Origin of the sequence: Trichococcus sp. (assembly GCF_049589555.1) — a bacterium.
Taxonomy (GTDB): Bacteria; Bacillota; Bacilli; order Lactobacillales; family Aerococcaceae; genus Trichococcus.
In genome coordinates, this window is sequence record NZ_JBAWAZ010000255.1 from 1 (window position 1) to 23220 (window position 23220).

23 protein-coding genes are annotated in these 23220 nt (G+C 47.6%); 19 read left to right on the plus strand and 4 right to left on the minus strand.

Features of this window, described 5'->3' with window-relative positions:
* Positions 1 to 208 precede the first annotated feature (208 nt).
* The 5 genes from WBV27_RS09225 to WBV27_RS09245 all read left to right on the plus strand — a co-directional run bounded on the left by WBV27_RS09225 (position 209) and on the right by WBV27_RS09245 (position 6397).
* Positions 209 to 559: a YlbF family regulator gene (locus WBV27_RS09225; protein ID WP_424201416.1), complete on the plus strand. Its 351-nt coding sequence runs from the start codon at positions 209 to 211 to the stop codon at positions 557 to 559.
* Positions 560 to 964: 405 nt separating this feature from the next.
* A complete protein-coding gene (locus tag WBV27_RS09230; RefSeq protein ID WP_424201418.1) occupies positions 965 to 2224 on the plus strand; it encodes a metallophosphoesterase family protein in 1260 nt (419 codons plus the stop codon).
* A complete protein-coding gene (locus tag WBV27_RS09235; protein WP_424201420.1) occupies positions 2205 to 5030 on the plus strand; it encodes an AAA family ATPase in 2826 nt (941 codons plus the stop codon). The genes WBV27_RS09230 and WBV27_RS09235 overlap by 20 nt, the downstream gene beginning before the upstream one ends.
* 21 nt (positions 5031 to 5051) lie before the next feature.
* Positions 5052 to 6020: a 3'-5' exoribonuclease YhaM family protein gene (locus WBV27_RS09240; protein ID WP_424201422.1), complete on the plus strand. Its 969-nt coding sequence runs from the start codon at positions 5052 to 5054 to the stop codon at positions 6018 to 6020.
* A 248-nt stretch (positions 6021 to 6268) separates the two neighbouring features.
* Positions 6269 to 6397 (plus strand): hypothetical protein, encoded by a 129-nt coding sequence (locus WBV27_RS09245; protein ID WP_424201424.1) that lies wholly within the window; start codon positions 6269 to 6271, stop codon positions 6395 to 6397.
* Positions 6398 to 6422: 25 nt separating this feature from the next.
* On the opposite strand, the gene WBV27_RS09250 is transcribed toward WBV27_RS09245, so the two are convergent.
* Positions 6423 to 7382 carry a peptidylprolyl isomerase gene (locus WBV27_RS09250; protein ID WP_424201426.1) on the minus strand — a complete coding sequence of 320 codons (960 nt, stop codon included), beginning with the start codon at positions 7380 to 7382 and terminating at the stop codon, positions 6423 to 6425.
* Positions 7383 to 7652: 270 nt separating this feature from the next.
* On the opposite strand from WBV27_RS09250, the gene WBV27_RS09255 reads away from it, so the two are divergent.
* Positions 7653 to 8081, plus strand: coding sequence for a MarR family winged helix-turn-helix transcriptional regulator (locus tag WBV27_RS09255; protein WP_424201428.1), 429 nt, complete (start codon positions 7653 to 7655; stop codon positions 8079 to 8081).
* 103 nt (positions 8082 to 8184) lie between these two features.
* Here WBV27_RS09255 and WBV27_RS09260 read toward each other — a convergent pair whose 3' ends face one another.
* Positions 8185 to 8565, minus strand: coding sequence for a YtxH domain-containing protein (locus WBV27_RS09260; RefSeq protein ID WP_424201430.1), 381 nt, complete (start codon positions 8563 to 8565; stop codon positions 8185 to 8187).
* A 2-nt stretch (positions 8566 to 8567) separates the two neighbouring features.
* The gene (locus WBV27_RS09265; RefSeq protein ID WP_424201432.1) at positions 8568 to 9002 is read right to left on the minus strand and encodes an HIT family protein; all 435 of its coding nucleotides are present in this window, start codon (positions 9000 to 9002) and stop codon (positions 8568 to 8570) included.
* Positions 9003 to 9176: 174 nt separating this feature from the next.
* Between WBV27_RS09265 and WBV27_RS09270 the strand changes: the two genes are divergently transcribed.
* The 4 genes from WBV27_RS09270 (at position 9177) to trmB (ending at position 13125) form a co-directional block, all read left to right on the plus strand.
* A complete protein-coding gene (locus WBV27_RS09270) occupies positions 9177 to 9914 on the plus strand; it encodes an ABC transporter ATP-binding protein (protein ID WP_424201434.1) in 738 nt (245 codons plus the stop codon).
* Positions 9911 to 11143 carry an ABC transporter permease gene (locus WBV27_RS09275; RefSeq protein WP_424201436.1) on the plus strand — a complete coding sequence of 411 codons (1233 nt, stop codon included), beginning with the start codon at positions 9911 to 9913 and terminating at the stop codon, positions 11141 to 11143. Before WBV27_RS09270 ends, WBV27_RS09275 begins: the two co-directional genes overlap by 4 nt.
* 445 nt (positions 11144 to 11588) lie before the next feature.
* Complete coding sequence (locus WBV27_RS09280) at positions 11589 to 12386, plus strand: phosphotransferase family protein (RefSeq protein ID WP_140186090.1); 798 nt, start codon at positions 11589 to 11591, stop codon at positions 12384 to 12386.
* A gap of 73 nt (positions 12387 to 12459) precedes the next feature.
* Positions 12460 to 13125: a tRNA (guanosine(46)-N7)-methyltransferase TrmB gene (gene trmB, locus WBV27_RS09285; RefSeq protein WP_424201438.1), complete on the plus strand. Its 666-nt coding sequence runs from the start codon at positions 12460 to 12462 to the stop codon at positions 13123 to 13125.
* A gap of 196 nt (positions 13126 to 13321) precedes the next feature.
* Here trmB and WBV27_RS09290 read toward each other — a convergent pair whose 3' ends face one another.
* Positions 13322 to 13672, minus strand: coding sequence for a PepSY domain-containing protein (locus WBV27_RS09290; RefSeq protein ID WP_245830758.1), 351 nt, complete (start codon positions 13670 to 13672; stop codon positions 13322 to 13324).
* Between the two features lie 254 nt (positions 13673 to 13926).
* Here WBV27_RS09290 and pepA point away from each other — a divergent pair, with 254 nt between their 5' ends.
* From pepA to coaE, 9 genes are all read left to right on the plus strand, one after another.
* Complete coding sequence (gene pepA / locus WBV27_RS09295; protein WP_424201441.1) at positions 13927 to 15003, plus strand: glutamyl aminopeptidase; 1077 nt, start codon at positions 13927 to 13929, stop codon at positions 15001 to 15003.
* Positions 15004 to 15017: 14 nt separating this feature from the next.
* The gene (locus WBV27_RS09300) at positions 15018 to 15329 is read left to right on the plus strand and encodes a thioredoxin family protein (RefSeq protein ID WP_424201443.1); all 312 of its coding nucleotides are present in this window, start codon (positions 15018 to 15020) and stop codon (positions 15327 to 15329) included.
* 54 nt (positions 15330 to 15383) lie between these two features.
* Positions 15384 to 15998 (plus strand): YtpR family tRNA-binding protein, encoded by a 615-nt coding sequence (ytpR, locus tag WBV27_RS09305; protein WP_424201445.1) that lies wholly within the window; start codon positions 15384 to 15386, stop codon positions 15996 to 15998.
* A gap of 101 nt (positions 15999 to 16099) precedes the next feature.
* A complete protein-coding gene (locus WBV27_RS09310) occupies positions 16100 to 16795 on the plus strand; it encodes a hypothetical protein (RefSeq protein ID WP_424201447.1) in 696 nt (231 codons plus the stop codon).
* Positions 16796 to 17032: 237 nt separating this feature from the next.
* Positions 17033 to 18364 carry a UDP-N-acetylmuramate--L-alanine ligase gene (murC, locus tag WBV27_RS09315; RefSeq protein ID WP_424201449.1) on the plus strand — a complete coding sequence of 444 codons (1332 nt, stop codon included), beginning with the start codon at positions 17033 to 17035 and terminating at the stop codon, positions 18362 to 18364.
* Between the two features lie 289 nt (positions 18365 to 18653).
* Positions 18654 to 19199 (plus strand): MaoC/PaaZ C-terminal domain-containing protein, encoded by a 546-nt coding sequence (locus WBV27_RS09320; protein WP_424201451.1) that lies wholly within the window; start codon positions 18654 to 18656, stop codon positions 19197 to 19199.
* A gap of 21 nt (positions 19200 to 19220) precedes the next feature.
* Positions 19221 to 21872 carry a DNA polymerase I gene (polA, locus tag WBV27_RS09325; RefSeq protein ID WP_424201453.1) on the plus strand — a complete coding sequence of 884 codons (2652 nt, stop codon included), beginning with the start codon at positions 19221 to 19223 and terminating at the stop codon, positions 21870 to 21872.
* Between the two features lie 37 nt (positions 21873 to 21909).
* Entirely contained in the window at positions 21910 to 22794 is an 885-nt protein-coding gene (gene mutM, locus WBV27_RS09330; RefSeq protein ID WP_140186080.1) for a DNA-formamidopyrimidine glycosylase, read from the plus strand.
* Between the two features lie 6 nt (positions 22795 to 22800).
* Positions 22801 to 23220 (plus strand): dephospho-CoA kinase (gene coaE / locus WBV27_RS09335; RefSeq protein ID WP_424201455.1); only part of this gene is annotated, 420 nt, incomplete at its 3' end.

The window sequence follows — 23220 nt, forward strand, 5'->3', positions numbered from 1 at the left end:
TAAACGCGTTCTGATTCGCAGGGGATTCCGCCTAAGCTGATATTACGTCACGGCCAAAGAGCGGCCGTTCTCGTAATATCCTCTTAGTGCTCATCCCCTCCCGCGAATCATCACGCTCTGATAAGAACGTATTTTCGTGTTTTTTGATGGCTTTATTGTTCGGATAATGTTATAGTTTATGTAATATGCGAATGGAAGGAATGGGATAATGAGTAATATTTATGATACGGCTTATGAGTTGGAAAAAAATCTGCGTGAGGCTTCTGTTTTTACAGAGTTGTCTGCCGCTTATACAGCTATGAGAGAAGATAAAGTGGCTTTTGAATTGTTTGAGGAGTTCCGTAATGTGCAAATCGGACTGCAGCAAAAACAAATGACAGGCGCAGCGATCACTGATGATGATGTGGCTTCTGCTCAAGCAATCGCTGAGAGAGCATCCGGCAACGAAGTCATCCAATCTTTGATGGCTAAAGAGCAACAGTTGAGCCAATTGATGGAAGAAGTCAATGCCATCATCACAAAACCGTTGCAAGAATTATACGCGCCTGCACAAGATTAAGACTTAATTTTTGACGATAAGCTGTGACCATTTCCGAAAGAATGGCCGGATGACAGATAGGGACAGGATTCAACGCATTGCCTATCAATGCCATCCAACGTTCTTCATCCGATATTTGGAGGAAATGGCGCAGTTTTTTTGATGCTTCTAGGAACATATAAAGATTTTTAGAATCAAAAGTGCATCACCGTAGGTGTTTCACAGGATTGCAAAATGTTTCATGCATCCAATATAGATGGCTAGCTTCACGGGTAAGCCCTTCGGAAATTAGATAAATCGTGCCTATTGCGCTCTACGATGCTCAGTCGGCTCGATTTCCTAAATTTCTTTCAGGGCTGAACGAACCCGTTCAGCTTTTCTTTTATTTGCCAAATTAAGCATAGCATGCGGAAAGAAGGACAGCTTGTGATTACATTTATCCATACAGCGGATCTCCATCTGGATAGCCCTTTTAAGGGGATAAAACAGCTGGAACCGCAACTTTTTGATGCCATTTACCAGTCCACTTTTGATTCCTTTCGGGAATTGGTGACGCAAGCCATCGCGGCCCAAGTGGATTTTTTTCTAATCAGCGGGGATATCTACGATGAGGAGAATCAGAGCGTAAAAGCGCAGGCCTTCCTGAGGGATGAACTGGGCCGGCTGGATCGTTCTGGCATCCCGGTTTATTTGTCTCATGGGAACCATGATTTTCTCGGGAGGGAATCGCTCAAACTGCAGCTTCCGGGAAACGTCACGGTCTTCGAAAAAGCGGTCACGACCGAAATTCTGACCACTAAAGCAGGGGAACGGGTGGCCATTACCGGCTTCAGTTATCCTTCCAGATGGGTCGAGGAACGGATGATCGTTGAATACCCGAACCGGAATCACAGCGTGGATTACCATATCGGAATGCTGCATGGCTACCTTGAAGGCTTGAACTCTTCCGAAGGCGTCTATGCGCCGTTTTCGTTGGGCGAGTTGAACGCGAAAAATTATGATTATTGGGCTTTGGGACATATCCACAAAAGGCAGCAGCTGCAGACGGCTCCGCCTGTCGTCTATTGCGGCAATACGCAAGGGCGCAATCCGAATGAAACCGAAGCGAAAGGTGCTTATCTGGTGACGCTCCGGAAAGGGATGGCGCCTGCATTGTCGTTCATCCCAACGGCGCCGATCGTCTGGGAAAAAGAGACAGTGTCATTGCTTGGATGCAAAACCCTGAATGATGCATTCGCGCGCATCGAGGAACGCATGGACTACTATCGCTCCGAGAGTAAATCAAGTGTGCTGTTGTCGCTGCTGTTCACGGATATCCAGGAGCTGCATCCCGATGTCGTGAAAAAGATCGAGGATGAGGAGATATTGGAGGGTGTCAGACAACGGTTGGACCGGCCTTTCATATATCTGTATCAGTTGAAAATTGCGGTCGATACGGAAAAGGAACTGTTTTCTTTTGATCAGGTCATGAAGGAGAGTTTTTCGAAAAGTTGGACGGAAATCAGTGCCGATGACGTATTCTATCAACAGCTGGACAACTTTTTCCAACATCCACTCATGAGGACTACGTTTCCTGATTTAAAAAAAGACCGAAGCTTCAAAGAGGAAGTACTGGCTGCAGCAAAGACCAGACTGGTGCAGGCTGTTGCGTTTGAGGAGGAAGACAGTGAAGATACGGAAGATTGAAATATACGGCTACGGAAAATGGGTGAACCAAACTTTTGATGATGTGCAGGATCTGCAGATTTTCCACGGCAAAAATGAAGCCGGCAAGAGCACGTTGTCATCCTTCATCAACAGCATCCTCTTCGGATTTCCCAGTGCCCGCAAGAAAGATCAAAATCTGTACGTCCCGAAACAAGCGCAAGCATACGGAGGTCGCTTATTTTTGGAGGACACACGATTCGGGGATGTCATCGTTGAGCGTGTGAAAGACCGCAACAAAGGGCAAGCCCTCGTCACGCTGCCGGATGGCGTGCAGCAGACGACAAAAAATCTCGGGCGTTTCCTGTTGGGGATGGACAGGGAGACTTTTGAGTCGTTATACACATTCAAAATAGACAGTCTGCTTTCCTTGAAAAAAACCCAAAAAGACGACCTCAACCATTATCTGTTGAGCATCGGCACCAGCGGGAGCGAACGTTTGCTGCAATTAGCCAAAGAATACCGTGACGAAGCCGCAAAACGCTTCAAACCGACAGGCAGCGTTCCGCCATTGAACAAGAAGATACAGGCTGCTGAAAAACTGCAAAGAAAGCTTCAGCAAGCTAAAGCAAAAAATGCGACATATGAAACTTCGCTGCTGCATTTATCGGACAGCCAAAAACAGCAGGCCGAGCTGTTATCCCGTCAACTGGAACTGGAGCAGGAACAAACTGCAATCGCAGAAAGTCTGCGGTTGGCAGATAGCTATCAGGAGTGGAAACGGCTGAACAAGGAAATTACGGCTGTCGACTACAGTGAGGTGCCGGAAGATGCCCGTTATCAGTGGCAGAATCAGCAGGAAAAAATGGCCGGTTTGATCCAGGCGCAAACGCAACTTCAGGAAAGGTTAGCACAGTTGCAGAAACAGTTGGGCGAATATGTCCAGGCGGAATGGTACAAGGCTCATCAATCGGCGTTTGCGGCTTTGCAGCACAGTGCAGCCAAAACGCAAGCGGATCTGAATAAGATCACTTATTTGGAGAATGAGATCAGCAACAACAAGGCTGATTTGGCCAAACAAAAAATGGCCTTTGGGTTGAACCTGGCGCTTCCCACACCGGAGCCGCTGAAGGAAGAAGAACGCGGTCAGCTGCAGCAGCTTGCGCAGGATATCCGACAGATTGAAGAACAGCTGCTTCGGTTGGACCACAATATCGGGTTCCATGAGGACCAGCTGGAAAATCTCCAGCAAGAGGAGATTCGTCTCCAACACGAGAAGCTTGCTGATGATGCGTATGCGGCGCTGCAAAGCGATGTGCAACAGCCGAGCCAACGAATGCCCGCTCCCGCCCCGATGAAAAGAAATCCGCTCGGCATGATGTTACTTGCGGCTGCAGCTGTGTTTGTGGTCCTGTCCTTTGTTCTGGCGGACTTCAGGGTAATTGCTTGGGTGTTGGCAGCCTTGCTTGCTGTCGCTGGTGTTTTCCTGATAGGAAGGAAAACTCAGGCACCAAAGCGGGACGTTTCCTCCCATGAAAGTTCGTCAGAAAATGCGATGGAGCAATTTTTGAAGCAGGCCGCTGTCCGGGAAAGAATTTCGGCTGTAACAAGAGAGCTCGAAGACTTGCAGGATAAGTTTTTGGAACTTTTGAACAGTCGGGAAGAAACGGAGGAGCGCGGAAATATGCTCCAAACCGAATGGACGACCTTCCTTCAGCAGAAAGGCTATCCAGCTCGCATGACGGCAACAGAACTCCTGCAATTGGACCCCGGTGCCGTGTTGGCGGAGAAGGCCGCCCTGATCATCAACCAGGAAGCCGAAATGAGCGATCTGAAGCTCGCCGCGGATAAATGGAACGAGCAGACTGCGTTCATCCGCAGCCGTTTCCATTTTGAACATCTGACAGTCACGGAAATGGTCGCACGCTTCGCCGAGATACAGAATGCGGTCATTTTGGAAGAAAACATGGTCTCAAATGTTCAGGATAAAATCAATGAACTGCAGCAAGAGTTGGAGCAGATCCAACGCGACCTTGCCGAGTCCCATCAACAGAGGCAGCGGCTGTTGGATCAGGCAAACGCAAAAACGGAAGCAGAATTTTACCAGTTGTTGGCGCTGAAGGAGAAACAAGAACAGAACCTCAAACGCAAGGAATTACTGGATGAGCAAGTCAATGGGCGCGAGCAACTTTTGGATCGTTATGGCGATGCGAAGAAAAGCGCGGTCCTCTATGAAAAGAATGAACTGGAAATGCAACGGTTGAAGGCCGAACTGTCGATACTGCAGAGAACGGAAGTTGAACTGAAGCATCAGCTGGAACAATTGGAAGAAGGCGGGACCTACAGTGCTTTGCTGCAGGAGTTCGCTTTGGCCGAAACCGAGCTGAGGGACCTTGCCATCGAGTGGGCCGGCTTGGTTACCGCCGGAGAATGGATCGAAGGGGCATTGCGGTACGGGAAAGAGGATCGCTTGCCGCTGATGTTGGATGATACGATAACCTTTTTCAGTCGGTTGACGGAAGGTGCATACACCGGCATCGCGTTCCAAAAGAACGGCATGAAGGTGCAGCGTAAGGACGGAACGACCTTCTTACCGAATGAATTGTCGCAGGGAACGGTGGAACAGTTGTATATTGCGCTGCGGCTTGCATTTGTGAAGAATACTGCCGATATCGTCAGCATGCCGATCTTGATCGATGATGGGTTTGTGAACTTCGATGAAGACAGGAAAAATATCATGTTTACGTTGCTGGAAGAGCTGAGTGAAGACGTGCAGGTGCTCTTTTTCACGTTCGACGACGCTTGCGTACAACGATTTTCACAGAAACAAGTATACATGTTAAAATAGGAGTGAAAGGGGCTGATAGGGGTGGCCAAAAAAATATATGAACACGAAATAGATGATAATTTTGAAATTTATGTGCTGATCAAAAGTGCGGATATCCGTCTGGCAAAAAATGGCAAGAAATTCATCGCCTTTACTTTTCAGGACCGCAGCGGTCAGATTGACGGGAAGTATTGGGACGCAAAAGAGGAGGACATCCAGCAATTCCAGGCTGGCCAAGTCGTTGCCGTAACCGGCAAACGGGAAATGTATCAGAACAATCCTCAACTGCGCATCACAAAACTAAGGCTCGCCCGCGAAGGGGAACCAAGCCGACCGGAACTCTATATGGAGCGTGCTCCGCTGAAATCTGAAGAAATGGTGGAGGAAGTCAGCCAAATCCTGTTTGAGATCACGAGCGCACCGATCAACCGGATTGTCCGCCATATACTCAAAAAATATCAACGGGAATTTTTCGAGTATCCCGCTGCGAAACGTCATCATCACGCTATCGTTGGCGGACTCGGTTTCCATACGGTATCGATCTTGCGGATGGCAAAAACGGTCATTCAACATTACCCATCAGTCAATAAGTCTTTGCTGTACGGGGGAGTGATTCTCCACGACATCGGGAAAACGATTGAGTTGAGCGGCAGCATGTCGACCGAGTACACGCTGAAAGGGAATCTGATCGGGCATATCGTCCTGATTGATGAAGAAATCACCAAAGCTTGTCTGTCCCTGAACATCGATGAGGACAGCGAAGAAGTCATCTTGTTGAAACATATCGTTCTGGCGCATCACGGCAAACAGGAATTTGGATCACCGGTAACACCGCATCTTTTGGAAGCCGAAATCATCCATCACCTTGATAATTTGGATGCTTCCATCAATATGATCGACACGGCTTTGTTGCGCACGACACCGGGAACGTTCAGCGAGCGGATTTTCGGGTTGGAGAACCGCAGTTTCTATAAACCAATCTTTGCCCAACCTTCCGAAGAAGGGCAATAATCAAAAGGACACAGGCCTGCTTGTTTCGGTGAGCAGCCTTGTGTCCTTTTTGCGTACCTGTCGATGTGAAGTGAGATGTCGGCTGAAAGGTGCTTGAGTGGAGGCAAACAGCCGAGAGAAGGGCAATGTGTCAATTGTTTGGATAGGTGGGTTTGCTGAACAGTCAAGACATACTCCGTCCGTCGATTGTTCAGAGGTGACGGAATCACGAACAGTCAAGACAGGGCCTGCCAGTCGGCTGTTTGGAGGTGCCGGAGCGCCAAACAGTCGACGACATCACTGTCGCCTTGCCGGGGGAGATCCGTCAAGCAGCAACACATCCGTATTTCAGAAACACGCAAAAAAACACGCGAATCACCGGCATCAAAGAACGGTGATTCACGTGTTTTACATTATCATATATTAGTTTGCCGATTCAGCAGTGGTAGATTCAGATGTTGCAGAATCTACTCCTCCAGTTGTTGAGGTCGTTTCTGATGAGCTTGTTTCTTTAGCAGGCAAGAATTGATCAATTGCTGCTGCCAAGTCTTCGTCTTTGATTTCAACATTCGCTGCTTGAACGATTGTGGACATGACGGATGTCAGGTAATCATTGTCGGCAAGTTTTTCGTCCATCATCACTGTTTCGATGTTTTCACGTTCTTCTTCCAATGTTCCTTTTTCTGTCTTCTCGATCATTTTGATGACGTGGTAGCCATATTCGGTAGCGACTGGTGTTTGTGTCACTTCGCCGACTTCAAGCGCATAAGCTGCTTCTTCGAATGCTGCGACCATATCGCCTTTTCCGAACAAGCCTGTTTCTCCACCGTTTTCAGCAGTTGCTGTGTCGGTGGAGTTGGCCTTAGCCAATTCCGCGAAATCTGCGCCTGCATTGATTTGGCTGATCAGATCTACAGCAGTTGCTTCATCCGCAACCAAGATATGCTGTACGTTGATTTGTGGTTGGTAAGCTTCGTAATAGGCTTCCACTTCTTCATCCGTGAAAGTCGTTTCAGCTCTGACGGCTGCTTCGATCAGTTTGTTCAGATACAATACATCTTGGTATTCATCTTTATTTGCGAAGCCTGATTGTGACAAGATGTAGTTGAATGTTTCTTCTCCGCCGTATTGTTCGATTGTCGTCAACAGTTCAGCTTCTGTTTCAGCTTCCAATTCATTGTCTCCGATTTTATCGTTCAATACGTCAATCAAAATCAGACGTTGCAAGACGGTTTCGCCGATTGAGGCTTTCATTGCGTCGTATAATTCATCTTTTGTGATATCGCCTGCTGGAGTCGTTGCGACAGTTTCGCCAGTCGCGCAGCCTGCTAATGTGATGGCCGTCAAGAAAGCAACGGACGTCAATGCTAATTTCTTTTTCATGAATGTGGCACTTCCTATCTATTTCTATTTATCTATCTCATGAATAACCATTTATAAATATATCATAAACGCCGTGATTATGGAAAATATTCCTTAAAAACGCTAGCAAACTTCTCAGAAAATTCATATCTGAAGCATGATTCGGAAACAGGCAAAAAAACGCAACATAGAACAAAAGAGGGCACGCTGTCCGTGAGTCGTGGCAGATTGCTCAAAATGCCAATATTTGGTATCATAAGTTGACAAAAAGAAAGGAATGGGGGAAACATTGTGAAATGTGAAATGAGTTCTGTGTTTTGCCAATGGCTGGAGATCAACAATTTTCATCTGAAAGTCGAGAGCACGTTGGAAAAAAGTTTGCAGGCGAACCATAACCTTTCTCTGAAAGAGTTCTATGTCCTTTATTTCCTGTCACATGAAGCGGATCAAAAGCTGAAACTCCAGGATCTGGAGGAAAAGGTCGGCTTAAGCCAAAGCGCAGTTTCGAGATTGGTCAGCAAGTTTGAGGCGAAGGGATGCGGGGCGTTGGAGCGTAATGTTTGCGAGCAGGATCGGCGGATCATCTATACGTCCTTGACGAAAACTGGTGCGGCGAAACTGGATAAAGCGGCTGCGACAGTGGAACAGGTACTCAGGGAATCTTTCGTAGAAATGCCGATACAGAAATTTATCAAACAGGCTGATAACAAGAATGAGTAGCGGGTTCTAGAGTGTACTCAATAGGTTCTGTGCGCAGAAAAATACGACGCTCCAAATGACCGGTTATCCGGTTTGCATTTGGAACGTCGTATTTTTATTTCCGTTATGAAGTTGGCGCATCCGCAGGTGCAGGCATTTGTGATTCCATGCTGGCAGCTACTTTTTCCATGTCTTCCGTCAACACTGCAAGCTTATCGTTGATGCGGTTGATTCTGGGTTGAGCCTGTTGCGTAAAGCTCTCAATCGATTTTGTGACTTCCTCCGAAACTGCGTTGACGGAAGCCAACCCTTCGTTGGTCAATGATTGGATCGCGTTGCGCAGACCTTGGACGCTTACGTTGAGGTCTTCGACCGCAAGTGTGTTGTCTTCAAGGTAAGCTTTCGCTTTCTCGCGATTTTCTTTTCCGCTGCGGGGGGTATTAAGCAATCCTAGCAGACCACCGACTACCGTACCGAATACTATTCCTTCCATAAATGAGCGCATATCTATTCCTCCAGACTCTCTTTGATGGATGCGACTACTTTTGCCAACTCTGCCTGCGAATATTTCCCTTCATGCGTCTTCCATTTCAATCCGAAACCATCCGAATCCGAATCTTCGTAACGCGGCAAGAAGTGGATATGCGAATGGAAAACAGACTGGTAGGCTATCGATCGGTTGTTGTTCAGAATGTTCAATCCCAAAATGTCATCGCTGGAGCGTTCGATTGCGCGCGCGATTTTAGGGATGCGCGAAAAGACTTCCTTCGCCAATTCCTCATCATATTCAAAAATATCAGCTACATGCTTCTTGGGTACCAACAGCGTATGTCCTTTTGTCACTTGTGATAAATCCAGGAACGCAATGACGACATCATCTTCATAGACAATGCTGCTCGGGATTTCGTGGTTCGCTATTTTGCAAAAAATACAATCTGTCATATGCCTGACCTCTTTCTGTTCATAATCTAGTTTATTCTATGCTCTAACTTTATCATATTTGGTTTTTTTTTGATATGCTGGGGTCGAATTGATGCTTCGGTCAGCAAGATATTTGGGATGGGGCAAGGCTGTGCTATAATATAAGGCACAAACGCATGCGAAAGGGACGGTTAAATGTCACTATTATTGGAGAACGTCACGGGCGGCTATACGCAACTGCCTGTCATAAAAAATATAAATTTTGAGGTCAAATCCGGGGAATTGACTGGATTGATCGGATTGAACGGAGCAGGCAAGAGCACGACCATCAAACACATCATCGGGTTGATGATGCCTTTCAGCGGAAAGATCGCGATCGATGGCCGAACGTTGCGCGAGGACACGGAACGTTATCGCCAGTCCTTCGCTTTTATTCCTGAAACACCTGTGCTGTATGAAGAGCTCACTTTAAGGGAACATTTGGAAATCACGGCGATGGCCTACGGAATCAAGGAAACAGTCGCCATGGAAAAGGCGATGCGCTACATTCGGGATTTCCGTCTGGAGGACAAGCTGGACTGGTTTCCGGCTTATTTTTCCAAAGGCATGAAACAAAAAGTGATGATCGTCTGCGCATTCATGTTGGATGTGCCGGTATATGTCATCGATGAACCATTCCTGGGGCTGGATCCGCTTGGCATCCACTCGTTCCTGGAGATGGTCAGGGAGAAAAAAGCGCAGGGTGCAGCTATTTTGATGTCCACACATGTGTTGGCTTCTGCCGAAAAAGAATGCGATAATTTCGTCCTGCTTCACCATGGCGAGGTCAAAGTGACAGGCACGATGGCTGACCTGCAGCGGGAAATGGGCATGCCGGGAGCAAGTCTGGATGAGCTTTACATCAGCTTGACGAAAGAAGTGGATCGACCATGAACCTGGAAAGTATCTGGAAAAGAAGGCAGCAACTGCACCTGAAAAAATTCAGCCGCTACAGCAAATATATCTTCAATGATCATTTCGTCCTCGTGCTCCTCTTTCTGCTGGGAGCTTTGGCTTACCAATATTCTGAATTCGTGAAAACCGTGACGCCGGATTTCCTTTGGGGAAAGCTTTTGATTGTGGCTATTTTTTCCGGCAGCATCTTTGTCGGGAAGCTGGCGACCTTTTTGGAGCCGGCCGATCAAGTGTTCCTCTTGGCTAAGGAAAAGGAATGGGGAAACTATTTCAGCAAAGCGAAGAAATACAGCCTGATCCTTCCGGCGATTCTGTTATTCTTTTTGGCAGCCGCGGCGATGCCGATGCTTTTTGCCGGGAGAACGATCGGGGCAAGTGATTTGCTGCCGATTTATGCAACCTTGATTCTGTTGAAAATCATCCATTTGGATCTGCAGGAACTGGGCCTGAAGATAGGCGACAGGAAAGTTCGCCAAAAAAATGATCTCTACTTGGCTTGCGCGGCGATTTTATCTTTCAGCGTCGCGATATTTTTTCATCCATGGGTTGCGCCGGTACTTGTAATTCTGTATACTATGTTTCTGCGTAAAAAAGTACAAGTGGCGTATGAGGCGCGCTATCCGCTCTATCAATGGGAGCAGATGATCGCCTCGGAGGAACAAAGAAAGGCTCGCATAAACCGGGTCATCAATCTGTTTACGGATGTTCCGCAAGTGAAGAGCAAAGCGAAAAGGAGAAAATATTTCGACGGCTTGTTGCACCGCGTTGAAGGCAAAAACAATTCCTACCAGTATTTATATGCACGGGCATTTTTGCGCGGGACTGATTACAGCGGCTTGTTTTTCCGGCTGTTGGCCATCGGGATGCTGTTGCTTCTGTTCACGCCGTCAGCCGGATTTTCACTAGGGCTCAGTCTGTTGTTCCTTTATTTGACAGGATTCCAGTTGCTGCCGCTGTATTTCCATTTCAATGAAAATATGCTTTACCGGCTTTATCCGACGCAACGTGAAGATAAATTTGCTGGCTTCAAGCGTTTGCTCGGCTACCTTTTGGGAGTGGAAGGATTCCTTTTTGCGGGAATCATCTTCATCAACAACAGTTGGCAGACGGGATTAGCTTCAATAGCCTTAAACGCCGGGTTCATCTGGTTGTTCATCCAGTTTTACATGGGCGGCCGCACAGAAAAAAGAGAAGCGGCAAGTTACTGATGCACAGGTTAAACGCGGTTCAGTTCCGAAACCCCATGAAATATTCTTGACTGACTATGTAAAGAAATCTAAAATGATAATTGTATGCGAGCGATGGTCGTTGCGCTTTCAGAGCAAAATGATCTGCGTCGCCGAATGAACACGTAGCGTATGAACAGAAGAGCAGACCGAGATAGCTGGGGCTTTCGTCCCGGCTCCTTCTTTTCAATGATATAAATTTATCAAATTAAAAGTGCATCACCTTTGGTGCTTCACATGTTTGCAAAATATTTTATGCACCTAAAAAGATGTCTAGCGGTCCAAGCCTGCCTCTCGGAAATTAGATAAATCTGACCCATTGCGCTCTGCGATGCTCATTCAGGGCCAGATTTCCTAAATTTCTTTCGAGTCAGAGCGGGCTTGTACCGCTTTTCAAAACTAAAGATTAGAGTAAGGAATGAGCTCGATGGATTATAAAATGGACTCAGGGTGGCGGCTACATCCCATCGGAGGAGACACAGGACAAGCTTATATGGGCACCAGAGCCGAGGAAAGAGTCTTTTTGAAAAGAAACTCTTCACCTTTCTTAGCTGCGCTTTCCGTTGAGGGAATCACACCGCGATTGATCTGGACCAAACGGGTCGGCAATGGGGATGTCCTGACAGCTCAGGAATGGCTCAACGGCAGGGAATTGAATCCGGATGAGATGAAAGGGAAGACCGTGCGGGACATCCTGCATCGCATCCATCATTCCGAAAATCTCCTGAAGATGCTTCAGAAGGTAAAGGGTGAAATCTTCAACCCAATCAATTTCTACAACCTTTACGTTGCAGATCTGCCGGATGACTTGAAATCCAATTCGGTCCTTCAACAGGTGACTGAATATGTGAAGAACAGCATCGCCAGCATCGACGACTCGCAAAAGACGGTCTGCCACGGAGATGTGAATCGGAAAAATTTCCTGTTGGATGAGGAAGACCGGTTGTATCTGGTGGATTGGGAAATGGTCAAAATTGCCGATCCGTTTTCGGACATCAGCACCTTGCTTGTGCAATACGTTCCCCATGAAGAATGGGGAGTATGGTTGGAACAGTATGGCTTGCAGATGAATGACAATATGGAGCGCCGGTTGGAGTGGTACAGCATGATGGTGTGCCTCTGCCTGATCAAAAAGAGCCATTCGCAGGAACGCAATGTGGAAATGAACCAACTGATTCTGTTGCTGAAACAGCTTTATCAGAATCGCCTAAACAGTTATTTATGAAATCCTCTTCGTTTTTACACGGACGGAAAGGATTTCTTTTTTCGAAAAAAAACAGATAAGAAAGAGGAGAATTATGCGCGTAAGAAATAAACCATGGGCTGCCGAAAAATTGGCTGAAAGTACCCAATATGTAGTGATGGAACCAGCGGATTGGAAAGGGAAATGGCAGGAACGCTTCGGCAACGAGCAACCGATCCATGTGGAAATCGGTTCCGGCAAGGGCCAGTTCATCGTTGAGATGGCCCGCATGCATCCGGAAGTGAATTATATCGGGATCGAACGCCAGACGAGCGTAGCGGTCATGACGCTTGATAAGATGATCGAATCTGGTCTGAAAAATGTCCAGTTGCTGAATACAGACGGAGAGAATGTAGCGGATTTCTTTGCGGAGGGCGAAGTGGCTCGCGTTTACCTGAACTTTTCCGATCCGTGGCCAAAGTCCAAACACGATAAACGCCGCTTGACCTACAAAAATTTCCTGCGGAACTATGAGCAAATCCTGGTTTCCGGCGGGGAAATCCATTTCAAGACGGATAACCAAGGCTTATTCGAATATTCGTTGGCGAGCTTCTCGCAATACGGAATGACTTTGAAGCAAGTGTGGTTGGATCTGCACAAGAGCGACTTTGAGGGAAACATCATGACGGAGTACGAAGCGAAGTTCTCTTCCCGAGGAGACCGCATCTATCGCGTCGAAGCAGCGTTCCCGAAAAAAGCAGCAGCTGATTCAGAAAAATAGAAAACAAAAGGAAGGACCAAAGCAATCGCAGCTTTGGTCCTTCCTTTTTCTGTTGTGCCATTAACGATGTCCAGCGATCCAAGCCTGCCTCTCGGAAATTAGATAAATCGTACCTATTGCGCTCTTCGATGCTCAGTCGGCACGATTTCCTAAATTTCTTTCGAGGCAGAGCGGGCTGGTATCGCATTTCTTTTCTTTATAGTTTGTATAAGTCCAAAATGGTTCCTGTGTAGGCGTCGGCGATGAATTCATATTGCACCAAAACGCCTTCTTCTTTACGTGAGATTCCGCCGTAATATACATCCGTTTTTGAAGAATAACGACTGAGCGGGACTGGGTGCAATTCGATCCATGATCCTTCAATCGGAGCTTCGGCCAAGAACATCTTTTTGACGTTTTCCAGTATTTTGTCGCCGTTTACGGTCCGTTTCTGTTCATAGCAAAGGGCTGTCACGACTGAACCAAGCACGAGTCCGGCTCCGAATAAAATACCGCCTAAGATTTCTTCTTTGTGTTTTTTGCACATGCATTTTTCCAAAAAGTTCATCATGTGTTCCTCCTCAAATTGATGCGCTTTCTTTTTTCTCCCCCAAGTATAGCAATAAAACGAAAAAAATAATAGGGAAACGTCGATTGCAAAAGGCTTCGTAAAGGAAACGTTTCCTGGGCCGGACAATGCTTCGGATCGAATGGAATCGTTGCTATGACAAGGATGCTGCGCTATAATGGGAAGAATAGTCAGACAATGAAGGAGGACCGGGAGCGGCATAAGGTTAAAGATGTGTGCTGCTCCATTCAAATATGGAAGATAAAACATTTGCTATGATCAAAGAATTGACGGAATTGCAGGGCACAAGCGGAAATGAGCGCAATATCCGGAACTATATGCGCGAAAGAATGGCCCCGTTGGTGGACCGCATCGAAACGGACGGTTTGGGCGGTATTTTCGGAATCAGGGAGCATGCAGATAAAACGGCGCCGCGCATCATGGTGGCGGCGCATATGGATGAAGTGGGTTTTATGATTGCCGGCATCACGGATCGCGGGCTGTTCCGGGTTGTGCCGCTCGGAGGTTGGAATGCCTATGTCGTTTCAGCACAGCGCTATACGCTGCAGACGTCCAATGGCGATATTCCTGTTATCTCTTCATCTGTTCCGCCGCACTTGTTGCGTGGGACCGGTGAAGGCCAAAAAGTCAAAGTGACGGATATCCTGTTCGACGCCGGTTTCGATACGAAAGAAGAAGCGTTGGCATTCGGAGTCCGTCCAGGAGATACGATCGTTCCCCAAGTCGAAACGATCTGGACCGCCAACAAGAAAAAAATCATTTCAAAAGCATGGGATAACCGCTACGGGAACACGGTCGTTCTGGAAACGCTGGAAGCATTGAAGGATGAAAAGTTGCCGAACACGTTGATCGCCGGTGCCAACGTCCAGGAAGAAGTCGGACTGAGGGGGACAAAAGGGGCCGTGCACAAGTTCAAGCCGGATCTGTTCTTCGCGGTGGACTGCTCGGCTGCGGATGACCTTACGACGACAAAGGATACTTTCGGCCATCTGGGGGAAGGGTTCCTTTTGCGGATCCAGGATCCAGGCATGATCACCTTGAAAGGAATGCGCGAATTCCTGTTGGATACGGCGGAAACGCACGATATCCCTTATCAGTATTTCGTTTCCAAAGGCGGAACGGATGCGGGAGCCGCCCATGTCATGAACGACGGGGTGCCGAGCGCGGTCATCGGCGTCTGCGCGCGCTACATCCATACGCATCAGACGATGTTCCACATCGATGATTATGCGGCGGCCAAGGAAATGGTCGCACAAGTCATCAAAGCATTGGACAAGAGCACTTATGAAACCATCATGGACATGAACTGAGGGGGAGCTTGATTATGGATAAACTGAAAGATTTGGATCAATTCAAAGAACTGCGCGATTCGGGAAAAACGGTATTCGTCTTCATGACCAGCTGGTGCCCGGATTGCCATTACATCCGTCCGTTCATGCCCGAAGTTGAGAACAAATTCGCGGATTTTCGTTTCGTTGAAATAGACCGCGATGATTTCGGTACGTTGGGTGAAGCTCTGCAGATTTCCGGAATCCCGAGCTTTGTCGTCTATGCTGAGGGAGAGCTTTTGGGGCGTTTCGTTTCACGCAACCGGAAGACGCAAAAAGAGATTGAAGCCTTTTTGGGTGAATTGTGATACTATTTCGTTTGGGCAATAATAAATGAAGAAACATAAAGGGGCAAATACAACATGTGGTTAAGTTTTTATAATCGTGAAGCAGTCGGGGATACATTATTGTTGACGAAAGGGGATATCGCTGTCCGCCAAGAACAATCCTGCGAATCAAAAGGGAATGTGACACGCATTTTCAACAACCATACAAATGAAACGATGGGCTACAATCTCTTTTCGATTTCAGATACGCTTACGTTGGATGCAAAGGGGCAAGTTATCCTTTCCGATGAAGAAGTCGCAAAAGTGAATGCTTTGATCCAAGCGGCAGGTTTCAGTGATGCTGTCGTTGTCGATCGCTCACCTAAATTTGTTGTGGGCTACGTCAAGGAATGCGTGCCGCATGAAGACTCCGACCATCTGTCCGTTACGCAAACGGAAGTTGACAACGGAGAAGTACTGCAGATTGTCTGTGGTGCAGCCAACATCAAAAAAGGGCAACGCGTCGTCGTAGCCAAGCCAGGCGCTGTCATGCCTAGCGGTTTGATCATCTGGCCGGGTGAATTGCGCGGCGTAGCCAGCCATGGCATGATCTGTTCAGCCAAAGAACTGCAACTCGAAAACGCAAGCCCTAAAAAAGGCATCCTCGTCTTGGATGACAGCTATGCAATAGGCGCAGCGTTTTCCAAATAAGACTATAGAAATTTTTCTCAAAAAGAAGTACTATTATAAAGGAATTCCATTGAAACCGGGCATAGTTTTCCCGGAAGCAAAACAAGAGAGGAGCTGACTGGATGAGTCGCTATGATGGACCAAGTTTTTTTCGGCATGACCATCGTTCAGGAATGGAAGGAAGTCATCCTGCAACAAATAAGTTTGATTTTCCGAATTACCTGAAAAAAGAGGATGAAGAGCATGGTATGCTGGAAAAAAAAGGCGATTCTGCACAACCGTCCTCCTATATTTCGCAAGATTTGCTGCACCCGATGGACACAGTCCCGTACATCCGCCACAACAAGGAGGCATTTGTATCCTTCAGGGATAAAACTGTGAAGCCTGCTGAAGATGTTTTTGCGGTCGAGAAAAAAAGACTGAAGGACGAAAAACAGAAGGAGCGCCGCACGGAACTGGGCATGCACCCTTTTGCATCCTATAAAAGCAGAAGGCCTTTCCAACTGACCGAAGTACCGGAACCGTTGAAAGGCTGGGAAAACCTGAATGAAAAGAAAATCGATTATCGCGCGATTACGGCATTATTGAAGAAGAACAGCTCGGACCTGCTTATTTTCGAACTTGCGCCACCTGTTGAAGACGATGTGGCCCTGGAGGAAGACAGCGTGGAAACAAGTGAGTTGCAACCATTGGAAGGCAAATCCAAACGGGCAATGAACCGCTCGCTGTTGGGCATCATGGAGCAGGAACGCTCTTATGATACAGCCGGAAAATTCGTTCATGAGCCTGCCGATTCGGTAAGCCACTCTTATTTTTAGTCATCGGATTGAAACATTAGGCCGATTTGTGCGCTGGGTTGATGATGCAATGAAATTATTGACATGTTTGACCTCAAATTTTAAATAATTTTAAGTATTTTCTTAATCTGTGCGTGCTATACTGGTTCCGATTCAATAAATGGACAGCAAGTCATCAGGTCCTAAGCGATTGTTTTGAGACACAAACATCAGAAGGTAGCCGAAAGACTAACCTTCCATATTCATTTGGAGGTAATTATGGAAACGGAAACGATTTATCATTTTGTCGGCATCAAAGGTTCTGGGATGAGTGCGTTGGCATTGATCCTGCATGGGAAAGGCTATCGCGTCCAAGGATCGGATGTCGAAACTTATTTCTTTACGCAAAAAGGCTTGGATGATGCTGGCATCACAATCATGCCATTCAGCGCAGCGAACATCACACCCGGTTTGACTGTCATCGCAGGGAATGCTTTTCCTGACTCCCATGAGGAAATCGCGAAAGCGAAAGAACTCGGTTTGACGGTCATCCGCTACCATGATTTCATAGGCGACTTGATCAAAAACTATACGAGCGTCGCCATTACCGGTTCACACGGTAAGACGAGCACGACCGGTTTGTTGTCCCATGTGTTGGACGGGATTGCACCGACAAGCTATCTGATCGGCGATGGCACTGGTTTCGGTCGGGAAGATGCGGAGTATTTTGTGTTGGAAGCCTGTGAATACAGACGTCATTTCTTGGCTTATTCACCCGACTACGCCATCATCACGAACATCGATTTCGATCACCCGGATTACTATAAAGACATCAATGATGTTTACAGCGCTTTTGATTCATTTGCATCCCAAGTGAAAAAAGGCGTCATCGCTTGCGGCGAAGATGCGTATGTCCGTGAATTGAAAGGCAAATATCCGGTCACATTTTATGGGTTTGCTGAAGATAATGATGTTGTCGCGAAAAATGTCACAAAGGATACAACCGGCAGTCAGTTCGACGTGGAAATAAATGGCGAAATGTACGGTCATTTTGAAATCCCGTCATTCGGCACGCATAATATCCTTAACTCATTGGCCATCATCACATTCTGCTGGCTGGAAGGCTTGGACAATGACAAGGTGGCTGCGCAACTGAAGACTTTCTCAGGCGTAAAACGCCGCTTCAGCGAGAAATACATTTCGGATATGGTCGTCATCGACGATTATGCCCATCATCCATCCGAAATCCGCGCTACTCTCGATGCAGCCAGGCAGAAATACCCTACGAAGGAAATCATTGCGATTTTCCAACCGCATACCTTCACGCGTACGGTTGCTCTGCTTAGCGAGTTCGCTGAGTCGTTGGAATTGGCCGATAAGGTCTTCCTCTGCGATATCTTCGGCTCCGCACGCGAAAAGGACGGACAGGTTTCAATCGGCGATTTGGCTGACAAAATCGAAAAAGGCGCAACAGTATTAAACGTCAACAACATGTCCCCGTTGCTGCAGTTCCACGATGCAGTCGCCATCTTCATGGGCGCGGGCGATGTTCAGAAATTTGAACTGGCTTATGAAGAACTGTTGAGCCACAGCGTACCGACAACAAATTAATACATAGAACGGTTCTGAATCCTAGAGTTCTCCGCCTAACGCTGTTCAGGCCCACTCAGCCAAAACCGGGCTGCTTGGTCCTGAACCTCGTTAGTGCTCAAACTCTGAGCTCAGGATTCATCACACACTATTAGTCCAGGGATCGCTTCCTGGGCTTTTTTGATGCAAGCAGGTGAGGGGCTTGTTCCGGTTTTCGGAATAAATGGTTTCAAACAGCTAAACGGCTTTTATCGGAACGGCGTTTTTGATATGATAGACATATATGTGTTCAAAGAAAGGAAAAGTGAAAATGGGTCTGAAAGATATAAAGCTTGGAAAATCGATTGATGAAATTCAAGAGGGGGATTCGCTGACCGTCACGGAAATCATCGAAGACAAAGATATTTTGCTCTATCTTGGATTGACGAATGACGGGAACCCGCTCTATATTCAACATGATTATTCGCAGACGACTCGGTTCCATAAGCCGATCGTACCAACCGTTTTGTTGGTGGGGATTTTGACGAGCAATGTTTCCAAACATTTACCAGGTCCGGGTTCACATATTGTGGACGTTTCTTTGAATGTGATTGAACCGATCTACCACAATAGCACGATCACGTTCAATTTTGAAGTGGAGCGCGTGGATGAGCGCCGCGAACAAGTGACAATCAGTGTTGTCGGAACGAACATGGAAAATGAACGTGTGTTGGATGCTGAATTGATCGTAGAGACGCCTCGCAAGTTGATTTTTGATGAGGAAGAGAACGTAATCATGAACGAGCGAACTGAAGTCGAGGAAACTGTCGATTCGGGAACTGATCCCGCATCCATGACAGCAGACGATTCAGAATAAGCAGAGTTAGGATGTAAACAGATGACTGATAAAAAGAATAAATTACTATTGGTGGATGGCAGCAGTGTGGCTTTCAGATCCTTTTTCGGATTGCCGAATCTGGATGGGTTCCGTAACAAGAACGGATTGCATACGAACGCGCTCTACGCCTTCAATAATATATTGGAACGCATCTTCCAGACAGAAGAGCCTACGCATCTGTTGGTTGCATTCGATTCAGGTAAAACGACTTTCCGTAATGCCCTTTATGATGATTACAAAGGCGGGCGTGCCAGCATGCCGTCGGAGTTGTCCGAACAATGGCCTTATTTCGGCGTCTTGGTCCATGCTTTCGGCGGCAAGACCTATGAATTGGTAAATTATGAAGCCGATGACATCATCGGGACCTACTCGCGGATGGCCGATCAGGCCGGCTATGATGTCGTCATCATTTCAGGCGATAAGGATATGATCCAATTGACGACAGATAATATCCGGGTCGACATCACCGTCAAAGGTGTGTCGGAATTGAAATCCTACACCCCGGACGTCATCCGTGAAGAATACGGCATCGAACCGAAACAGATCATCGACATGAAAGGTCTGATGGGGGATTCCTCGGATAATTATCCGGGCGTCACCAAAGTCGGCGAGAAGACTGCTTTGAAGCTTCTTACCGAATATGGTTCCATCGAAAACCTTTACGAGCATGTCGATGAACTGAAGAAAAGCAAGATGAAAGAAAATCTCATCAATGACAAAGAAAATGCATTCATGAGCAAAACGCTGGCTACAATTGATCTGGACTCGCCGGTGACATTGAAGCTCGATGACCTTGCGGTTGAAGGCAAGCAGATCGACAAGTTGACCGACTTCTATCGCGAAATGGATTTCAATGGCTTCCTGGATAAACTGGGCGTGGCTTCGGAAGACCGCTCGGAATCCTTCGAGGATATCCATTTCGAAGTCCTGACCGAAATCCGTCCCGAGCATTTTACGGACCGGATGGCTCTGTATGTGGAGATGCTTGAAGACAACTACCACGACGGGAAAATCCTTGCAGTCAGCTGGGGCACGGACGAAAAAATATACACGGCTTCATTGGAAACAATGGCGGCAAGTGCCGCTTTCAAGGAATGGGCTGAGAATGCCGAAGCCAACAAAATCGTGTACGACGGCAAACGGACGATGGTCATGCTGCATTATGCCGGCATCGCGCTGGCAGGCATCGATTTTGATATCCTATTGGCTTCCTATATCCTGAATGCGAAGGACAACAGCAAAGACCTGGCGCAAGTCGCCCAGGAATATGGCTACAACGATGTCTCCTTTGATGAGGCCATCTACGGAAAAGGCGCTAAAACTGCCGTTCCCGAAGACACCGTGTTGCATGATCATTTGGCGCGCAAAGTGAAAGCGATCCAAGCGCTGTTTGCCCAATTGAACGCGGAACTGGAAAGTAATGTGCAAAAAGACCTGTATTACGAAATGGAACTGCCATTGTCATTTGTGTTGGCGCACATGGAAATCCAAGGGATCAAGGTGGAACCGCAGCGTCTTTTGACCATGAAAGAAGAATTTGCCGGCCGTTTGCTTGAAATTGAGAAAACCATCTATGCCGAAGCGGGGGAAGAGTTCAACATCAACTCACCGAAGCAGCTGGGTGTCATCCTGTTCGAGAAGATGGGCTTGCCCGCCATCAAAAAGACGAAAACGGGCTATTCGACAGCGGTCGATGTGCTGGAAAAACTGCAGGCGCAAGCACCGATCGTTGAGCACATCCTGAATTACCGACAGTTGGCCAAATTGCAATCGACCTACGTGGAAGGGCTCTTGAAATTCATCAAACCGGAAACCGGAAAGATCCATACGCGCTATCAACAGACGTTGACGCAGACCGGCCGTTTGAGTTCCGTCGATCCGAACCTGCAGAACATCCCGATCCGGATGGAGGAAGGCCGGAAAATCAGACAAGCTTTCGTTCCGCAACAAGAAGGTTGGAAGCTGTTCGCCTCCGACTATTCACAGATTGAATTGCGTGTGCTGGCGCATATTTCCGGGGATGAGCATCTGCGCGAAGCTTTCCTGGAAGGCCAGGATATCCATACCTCGACCGCGATGCGTGTTTTTGGCATCGAGAAACCGGAAGACGTCACCGCCAATCTGCGCCGACAAGCGAAAGCCGTCAATTTTGGGGTTGTTTACGGAATCAGCGATTATGGTTTGTCCCAAAACCTGAACATCACCCGAAAAGCCGCTCAAGAATTCATTGACCGTTATTTCGAAAAATATCCAGGTGTGAAGCAATTTATGGAGGACATCGTCAAAGAAGCGAAAGAGAACGGTTATGTCGAAACGTTATTCCACAGACGCCGTTACCTGCCTGACATCCATAACCGCAACTTCAATCTGCGCTCCTTTGCGGAACGCACTGCCATCAATTCGCCGATCCAAGGCACTGCCGCTGATATCATCAAAGTGGCAATGGTCCGGATGGATAAAGTCCTCAAGGAAAAAGGTCTTCAAGCGAATATGCTTTTGCAGGTTCACGATGAACTGATCTTCGAATGCCCGGAAGAAGAAATTCCGGTATTGGAAAAATTGGTGCCGGAAATCATGGAGCATGCTGTCTCCTTGGCTGTGCCGCTTAAAGTGGACAGTAATTTCGGCGACAGCTGGTATGAAGCAAAATAAACAAGGAACAATCTGATAAAAAGAAAGGGGGCTGCTTATGCCGGAATTGCCAGAAGTAGAAACCATCCGCAAGGGGCTCATTAACCTTGTCGGAGGAGCCGTCATCATAGATGTAGCCGTCTTTTGGGATCGTATGATCACGCCGCCTTTCTCCACTGAACGGTTCAAGACGGTCCTGCGGGGGGAACAGATCAACACCATCGAACGCCGCGGCAAGTATCTGATTTTCTTGTTGGACCACTGGGCGATGATTTCCCATCTGCGGATGGAAGGCAAATATGAGGTGAGCGAATCCGGTGAACCGATCAAGAAGCATACCCATGTCATTTTTTATCTCGCCGATGGCCGCCAATTGCGTTACCTTGACGTGCGCAAGTTCGGCAAATTCACGCTGTTGCCGATCGAAAAGCGGGATGATTATGAACCTTTCAAAAAGATGGGGCCGGAACCGACCGCGGATTTCTTCAAATTGAGTAAGTTCAAAAAAGATCTTGCCAAGTCGCATCGGGCGATCAAAGCGGTCATCCTCGACCAGAACATTGTTGCCGGCGTCGGAAATATCTATGCGGATGAGTCGCTTTTCCAAGCCAGGATCCATCCCCTGCAAGCAGCCGACACGATCGGACCGGCTGCAGCCAAAAGACTGCAAGAGGCCATCATCGATGTGATCAGCAGATCGGTTGAAGCCGGAGGGTCGACTATCCGAACCTACAAAAACACGTTGGGGGAGGCAGGTAAATTCCAAGTCTCCCTTGCCGTCTACGGACAGACCGGACAACCTTGTCCAAACTGCGGCCATCCGATCGAAAAAATAAGGGTTGCACAGAGAGGGACGCATTATTGTCCGCATTGTCAACAACTGCCGAAGACGCGTTCGAAGGCAGCAGACATCACCGACGTTGCGTACAAAGGGGCGAGATAAACGAACATGAGTTATATATTGGGTCTTACAGGAAGCATCGCTACAGGGAAATCGACTGTAGCGAAGCTGTTTTTGTCTGCGGGCATTCCGGTTGTCGATGCAGACTTGGGAGCAAGGGCTGTCGTTCTTCCGGGTGCGCCGGGGTTAGCGGACATCATCGAACATTTTGGGGAAGCCTATCTGCTGCCTGATGGCACGCTGGATCGCAAACGTTTGGGAGCGCTGATCTTTTCGGATAGGGAGAAGCGTAAAGAACTGGATGTGTTGCTGAAGGAGCGCATCAATGATTGGATACAGGCAGAAAAAGAGCGTTATATTTTGGAAGGGCACAATTTGATCGTGCTGGATATTCCATTGCTGTACGAAGGCGGGTATGAGGACAGTTGCGATGCTGTGATGGTCGTCTATGTTCCGGAAGAGCTGCAA

Bases quoted from the DNA above. Each gene is read 5' to 3' on its own strand.
- WBV27_RS09275 (WP_424201436.1), top strand. From the start codon at position 9,911: ATGAACCTGGAAAGTATCTGGAAAAGAAGGCAGCAACTGCACCTGAAA.
- WBV27_RS09320 (WP_424201451.1), top strand. From the start codon at position 18,654: ATGGGTCTGAAAGATATAAAGCTTGGAAAATCGATTGATGAAATTCAA.
- WBV27_RS09300 (WP_424201443.1), top strand. From the start codon at position 15,018: ATGGATAAACTGAAAGATTTGGATCAATTCAAAGAACTGCGCGATTCG.
- WBV27_RS09250 (WP_424201426.1), bottom strand. From the start codon at position 7,382: ATGAAAAAGAAATTAGCATTGACGTCCGTTGCTTTCTTGACGGCCATC.
- WBV27_RS09265 (WP_424201432.1), bottom strand. From the start codon at position 9,002: ATGACAGATTGTATTTTTTGCAAAATAGCGAACCACGAAATCCCGAGC.
- WBV27_RS09260 (WP_424201430.1), bottom strand. From the start codon at position 8,565: ATGCGCTCATTTATGGAAGGAATAGTATTCGGTACGGTAGTCGGTGGT.
- polA (WP_424201453.1), top strand. From the start codon at position 19,221: ATGACTGATAAAAAGAATAAATTACTATTGGTGGATGGCAGCAGTGTG.
- WBV27_RS09270 (WP_424201434.1), top strand. From the start codon at position 9,177: ATGTCACTATTATTGGAGAACGTCACGGGCGGCTATACGCAACTGCCT.
- WBV27_RS09280 (WP_140186090.1), top strand. From the start codon at position 11,589: ATGGATTATAAAATGGACTCAGGGTGGCGGCTACATCCCATCGGAGGA.
- pepA (WP_424201441.1), top strand. From the start codon at position 13,927: ATGGAAGATAAAACATTTGCTATGATCAAAGAATTGACGGAATTGCAG.
- trmB (WP_424201438.1), top strand. From the start codon at position 12,460: ATGCGCGTAAGAAATAAACCATGGGCTGCCGAAAAATTGGCTGAAAGT.
- WBV27_RS09310 (WP_424201447.1), top strand. From the start codon at position 16,100: ATGAGTCGCTATGATGGACCAAGTTTTTTTCGGCATGACCATCGTTCA.
- murC (WP_424201449.1), top strand. From the start codon at position 17,033: ATGGAAACGGAAACGATTTATCATTTTGTCGGCATCAAAGGTTCTGGG.
- WBV27_RS09290 (WP_245830758.1), bottom strand. From the start codon at position 13,672: ATGAACTTTTTGGAAAAATGCATGTGCAAAAAACACAAAGAAGAAATC.
- mutM (WP_140186080.1), top strand. From the start codon at position 21,910: ATGCCGGAATTGCCAGAAGTAGAAACCATCCGCAAGGGGCTCATTAAC.
- WBV27_RS09225 (WP_424201416.1), top strand. From the start codon at position 209: ATGAGTAATATTTATGATACGGCTTATGAGTTGGAAAAAAATCTGCGT.
- ytpR (WP_424201445.1), top strand. From the start codon at position 15,384: ATGTGGTTAAGTTTTTATAATCGTGAAGCAGTCGGGGATACATTATTG.